The organism is Providencia sp. CIM-Carb-044, assembly GCF_033901115.1.
Lineage (GTDB): Bacteria > Pseudomonadota > Gammaproteobacteria > Enterobacterales > Enterobacteriaceae > Providencia > Providencia hangzhouensis.
The window spans coordinates 1-5365 of sequence record NZ_JAXADV010000031.1 but is presented as its reverse complement, the minus strand read 5'-3'; the positions used below and the strand labels follow the sequence as shown (position 1 = coordinate 5365).

The following is a 5365-nucleotide window of genomic DNA, read 5'->3' as shown; positions in this document are numbered from 1 at the left end:
TATCAGGTCAAGTCTGCTTTTATTATTTTTAAGCGTGCATAATAAGCCCTACACAAATTGGGAGATATATCATGAAAGGCTGGCTTTTTCTTGTTATCGCAATAGTTGGCGAAGTAATCGCAACATCCGCATTAAAATCTAGCGAGGGCTTTACTAAGCTTGCCCCTTCCGCCGTTGTCATAATCGGTTATGGCATCGCATTTTATTTTCTTTCTCTGGTTCTGAAATCCATCCCTGTCGGTGTTGCTTATGCAGTCTGGTCGGGACTCGGCGTCGTCATAATTACAGCCATTGCCTGGTTGCTTCATGGGCAAAAGCTTGATGCGTGGGGCTTTGTAGGTATGGGGCTCATAGTTAGTGGTGTAGTAGTTTTAAACTTGCTTTCCAAAGCAAGTGCCCACTAATAAACTCAGTCATCTAACAAGTCGTTGCAGCACCGCTCCAGCACTTCGTGCCTGCGCTGGACAGTTTTTAAGTCGCGGCTTTATGGTTTTGCTGCGCAAAAGTATTCCATAAAATCACAACTTAAAAACTGCCGCTGAACTCGGCGTTGAACGACAGCTTTCCCAAAAGCTCTACGGCTGCTCTGGGTCGACACCGGTAATCGGATCGTTGCCGCACTGAACAGCGCCCCGTTCCAGGTCGCCTCCATTTATGCGGCTGAACCGAGGGAGAGCAGCTTTACGCCGTCTGGCCGCAGTTCGCCCTTGGGCGACACGTGCCGGTAGAGCGTCTGCCGGGTAATCCCGAGTTCTTCGCAGAGATCGCCCACCTTGGTTTCCGGTTGCCCCATGCTGGCCATCGCCAGGCGTAGCTTGGCGGCGGTCATCTTGAAGGGGCGCCCCCCTTTCCTGCCGCGAGCGCGCGCCGAGATAAGTCCAGCGACTGTTCGCTCGGAAATCAACTCACGCTCGAACTCGGCCAGCGCGGCAAAAATACCGAACACAAGCTTGCCGGCGGCAGTCGTCGTGTCGACCGCCGCACCGTGACCGGTCAGGACCTTCAGGCCCACGCTACGCGCAGTTAGGTCGTGCACGGTGTTGATCAGGTGGCGCAGATCACGGCCAAGCCGATCGAGCTTCCACACGATCAGCGTGTCCCCTTCACGAAGCGCCTTCAGGCAAGCAGCCAACCCTGGGCGATCATCGCGCCTGCCCGAGGCCAGATCCTCGTAAAGGTGCGCAAGGCTCACACCAGCGGCGATGAGCGCATCGCGTTGCAAATTGGTGGACTGGGATCCGTCCGCCTTCGATACCCGCATGTAGCCGATCAGCACCTTTTCACCCGTCACGTATACGTTCGATTATGTGACAGTGTGAGCCGGAAAGCTCTATCCGTCAAAATTTGTCACTTAACCCGTCATTTTGTTTAAGACATGCAAAGGGTGCATCAGGCAGGTAATGTGACAGAAATTCCGGCGGGATGCCTTCCTTCACGAAGGTGGCGCGCAACCGTTCCAAGGAAGCGGGATCGCGCCGACCATAGGAAGCCAACGCGAACAGCGAGCGTGCCGTCTCGGGGTTGTGTCGCGCTTCAATGATGGCCTCGTCGATGGCCTGGACTGCACGCTGCCAGTGATTGATGGGCTCGGGCTTCGGCGCTTTCGTCGGCAGGCCACTGGTGAACCCGGTTTGGGGCTCGGACCAGAATAGCTTTGCCTGCTCGCCTGGCGGGCTGATGTCCCTCACCTCAATCAAGCTGATTGCCGTTGCCGCCGCCTCCAGCATCTGTAACCGTACTATCGGATTCAGGGTTTCATACGGTCGCCACAGACTTTGCCCAGCACGCAGCGGATGCCCGCAGCCTTCCCAGACTTGGCGGAGATACCCCGCGCAGGTTCCGCACGTCGAAAGCGGGGTGTTCAGCTCATCGAGCAGCGTGCGTAGTAGCCGAAACCACAATCCAGCGTGGATGCGTCGGCGCGGCAGCTCCACATGGCCGGTCGTCAGTGCCTGCCAGGTGCGCCGGTCCATCACCGCAATCGCGTCGCTGGCGGTGCGCGGCGCAGTGTCGGCGTTCTCCCAGCCGAGAAACCGCCCAGGCACGCCCCAATAGGATTCCAGCCAGCAGCCATGCAGCGGGCAGCTCAGCATCAGGGGCAGCTTCCATGCAAGCAGTACGGCTTGGTTTGCCGGGTCGTTCAGACAGAGCGGGCAGGCGCGATGTATCGGCTGGCTGGGCAGCCAGGCACGCCAGCTCGTGATGGATCGCGTCCTACGGCGGAGTTTCGGCAGCAGCACCGAGAGCTGGAACGCATAGGTTTCCAATGCGTCTGGAATCTGATCATCAAGGCTGTCCAGTAGCCAAGGCACCCAGCCGGCGAAACTCATGCAACGCAGCCGGTCCGGCTCGATGCCGCTCCGCTGGGAGAGCATCGCCAGCAGCGCCAGTGGTGGCGCGGTGTCCAGGTCATCAACCTGGCCGTGACCAAGATCGTGCTCCAGCAGCTCGGACACCTCCATGTGATAGCAAAGGGCCACGCGGTTGAGCCACGAAGACAAGGCTTCGCCTTCCCTGGGAGCCGGATGCAGTGGCCAGTGTGGCGCTGGCTTCACATCAGTTCCCGCTCGAATTGCCGCCGCCGCTCGCTGGGACCGGTGTAATCGGCCATGCTGAGCGTGCGATGGTTGATCGCTTCCTCACCGCTCTCCACGGCAGCGACGGCCGCCGCCATCAACAGGTGCGCCAGCTCGCCGATGGTGCCCTCGCTGCGCGTGAGCAGGTAGCGGGCCATATCCAGCGTGGCAATCGACGAGGGTCGCCGCAGCGGGAGCGAAGCCGCGAAGCTGGCCAGCAGTGAGCAGCAATCGTCGTTGGCCTCCCACACCGGCAGCATCATCGGCTCGAAGCGGTTTTCCAACTGGTCGTCCGAGCGGATCGCCAAGTAGGCATCGCGTGTGCCGACCCCGACCAGCGGGATGCGCAGCTCGTTGCCGAGGAAACGCAGCAGGTTGAGGAATTCCCGGCGGTTGACGCTGTTGCCGGCCAGGACGTTGTGCAATTCGTCGATCACCAGCATGCGCACGCCGACCTTGCGTAGCAGTGCCAGCGCCAATTGCTCCATTTCCGGCAGCCGTGGGCGCGGGCGCAATGGCGCGCCCATCGCGGCAAGTAGCGCGACGTAGAAGCGGATTACCGACGGTTCGGATGGCATCTGCACGACCAGTACCGGAATGTGCTCCTGGTCGGCGTCGGAGCTGGCCGGGTGGGTGCGGCGGAATTTCTCGACGATCATCGACTTGCCGTTGTTGGTTGGACCGACCAACAGCAGGTTGGGCATGCGTTGTTTGTTCGGCCACGCATACAGGGCTTCCAGCCGATTCAGCGCCTCGACTGCTCGCGGATAGCCGATCCAGCGGTCAGCGCGAAGGCGATGGATGCGTTCGTCCGCCGGAAGACGGGCCAAGCCCTGGGCCACCGGCATCAGGTGGGACAAGTCGATGATGGGATATTCTTCCACGACTACCACTCCTCAATCTGGTCGAACGGTTTGGCAGGTGGCTGGTTGTCTGCCTGCGGGTCAGCCATGTCCGCGTCCGGTGGTGGCGTGGTTTTGAAAAGAACTGCCGTTGCCTTGAGATGCTGGCGTCGATCCGCGTCGCGCCGCGCCTTGCGCGTAGCTTTCTGCGCGGTGGACACGATTTCGCGCATCTGGCCGATCATGCGAAACAGCGCCGACTCATCCACCTGTTCGCGCCCTTGCTGCCGCAATTTCGCCAGCGCCTGTCGTTGTTCCCAGAGGGTGACAGCCGGGTGCGACAAGGTGCGGTATGGAATTTCCAGATAGTGCTGCCCCTCCGGCTCCAGCACCCAAATGCGGCTGATGTCGCGCGGGTCGCGCCGGATCAGGAACGCAGGCAAGCGGTCGCGCCGAGCTATCCACGGCTTGAGCGCATCGGCGTAGTAATGGATGTGGTCGATGACGAAGCCGGTGCGGGTCAGCGTGCGGCGGATGATGGGCAGAAAATCGACCAGAAAAGCCGTGGTGCGAGTGATGACGGTTGGCACGCCGGTCCGCGCGATAGCTTCGGCCCAGCGCGCTGCCGGCGGCTGGAGCAGGCCGTTGTGCACGGAGCCGTGGTAGGTGCCGACCGCCAATGTGAGCCAGCGCTCCAGCTCACGCAGCGTCAGGGCGGCCTTGTTTTCGGAATCGTAGTCGCCGCGCTGGTCAGGGTTGGAGAAGGTCGTCCCTGGCAATTCGTCGTGGATCATCTGCATCGCCGTGCCGATGATCCGTTCCACGATGCCGCCGTAGTGCGGCTGCCCGAGCGGGCGATAGTCAAGCCGGATGCCATGCTGCTCGCAGCCTCGGCGTAGCGCTTCGCTCTTGAACTCGGCCGCGTTGTCCAGGTAGAGCAGCCTGGGCTTACCGCTCATCGGCCACTCCATTTCTATGTTCAGACCCTCCAGCCAGGGACGCTTGTCGCAGGCGACATGCACAAGGCACAGGCCGACCGAAACAGATGACGGCGCTTCCAGCGTGACGACCATGCCGAGCACGCAGCGGGTAAACACGTCGATGGCGATGGTCAGATACGGACGGCCAATCGGTTGCCGGTCGCGCTCGTCCACCACGATCAGGTCGATGACCGTGTGATCAATCTGCACTTGTTCCAGTGGCGCGGTCACGGCGGGAGGCTCACCACCGACACCTTGCAGGCTGCGGGACGCATCCTGACCTTCCCGGCGGCGAGTGGCCTTGAGCGGATCGAGGCCGGCGATCCGCAGAGCCACGGTGTTGCGCGCCGGCGCCCGCAGCTTTTGCGCTTTGCAAGCCTGCGCGACCTCGCGGTGGAACGCTGCCAGGCTACGCTTCTGCTTGGTCAGGAAGCGCTTTTGCAGCAACTCGCGGATGATGCGCTCAACTGATTCCGGCAAGCGTCCCTTGCCTTTTCCGCCGCCGGATCGGCTGCGAGCCAGGTCCGTCACAAGCCCAGCACCTTGCCGGGCACGGCGGATTAGGACATACACCTGCCGCCTGGACAGGCCAAGCGCGTGAGCAGCGGCATCGGCGGCTTCATGCCCGACCACATCAAGCGCTGCCAGCGGCCCGATGATTTCCGCCCGTTGCCGGGCCTGCGCCCAAGCCGCATCGGGCAGGGTGGCCACGCCTTGCTCGGCAATCAATGATGTGTCTGACGCCATGCTCACACCTCGCTTTGGTGCACACGAGTATTGAGCATAGTCGAGATTGGTGCAGATGACTTCTGATATTGCGTTGTCAGGAGTCGCCTGCACATCTGGCGTTACGCCCCGTCAATTGGTGCAGTCGTCTTCTGAAAATGACACAATTTACACATGGCATCTGACATCAGGTTAGGGTATGCCTCAATCTGACGGCTGCGAACCGCCAGGGACAGGCGCA

The 5365-nt window shown here is 61.1% G+C and carries 5 protein-coding genes; 1 reads left to right on the top strand and 4 read right to left on the bottom strand.

Annotation, left to right across the window (positions count from 1 at the left end; translation table 11 throughout):
- Positions 1-71: 71 nt before the first annotated feature.
- Positions 72-404: a quaternary ammonium compound efflux SMR transporter QacE gene (qacE, locus tag SJ312_RS22780; RefSeq protein WP_010890145.1), complete on the top strand. Its 333-nt coding sequence runs from the start codon at positions 72-74 to the stop codon at positions 402-404.
- Between the two features lie 248 nt (positions 405-652).
- Here the strand turns inward: qacE and SJ312_RS22775 are convergent, their stop codons facing one another.
- From SJ312_RS22775 to SJ312_RS22760, 4 genes are all read right to left on the bottom strand, one after another.
- Positions 653-1276 (bottom strand): recombinase family protein, encoded by a 624-nt coding sequence (locus SJ312_RS22775; protein ID WP_003155741.1) that lies wholly within the window; start codon positions 1274-1276, stop codon positions 653-655.
- 61 nt (positions 1277-1337) lie between these two features.
- Positions 1338-2555, bottom strand: a complete 1218-nt coding sequence (locus tag SJ312_RS22770) for a TniQ family protein (RefSeq protein ID WP_134901585.1) — start codon at positions 2553-2555, stop codon at positions 1338-1340.
- Positions 2552-3460: a TniB family NTP-binding protein gene (locus SJ312_RS22765; protein ID WP_000393453.1), complete on the bottom strand. Its 909-nt coding sequence runs from the start codon at positions 3458-3460 to the stop codon at positions 2552-2554. Before SJ312_RS22765 ends, SJ312_RS22770 begins: the two co-directional genes overlap by 4 nt.
- Before the next feature lie 2 nt (positions 3461-3462).
- Positions 3463-5145: a Mu transposase C-terminal domain-containing protein gene (locus SJ312_RS22760; RefSeq protein WP_010791757.1), complete on the bottom strand. Its 1683-nt coding sequence runs from the start codon at positions 5143-5145 to the stop codon at positions 3463-3465.
- Between the last annotated feature and the right edge of the window lie 220 nt (positions 5146-5365).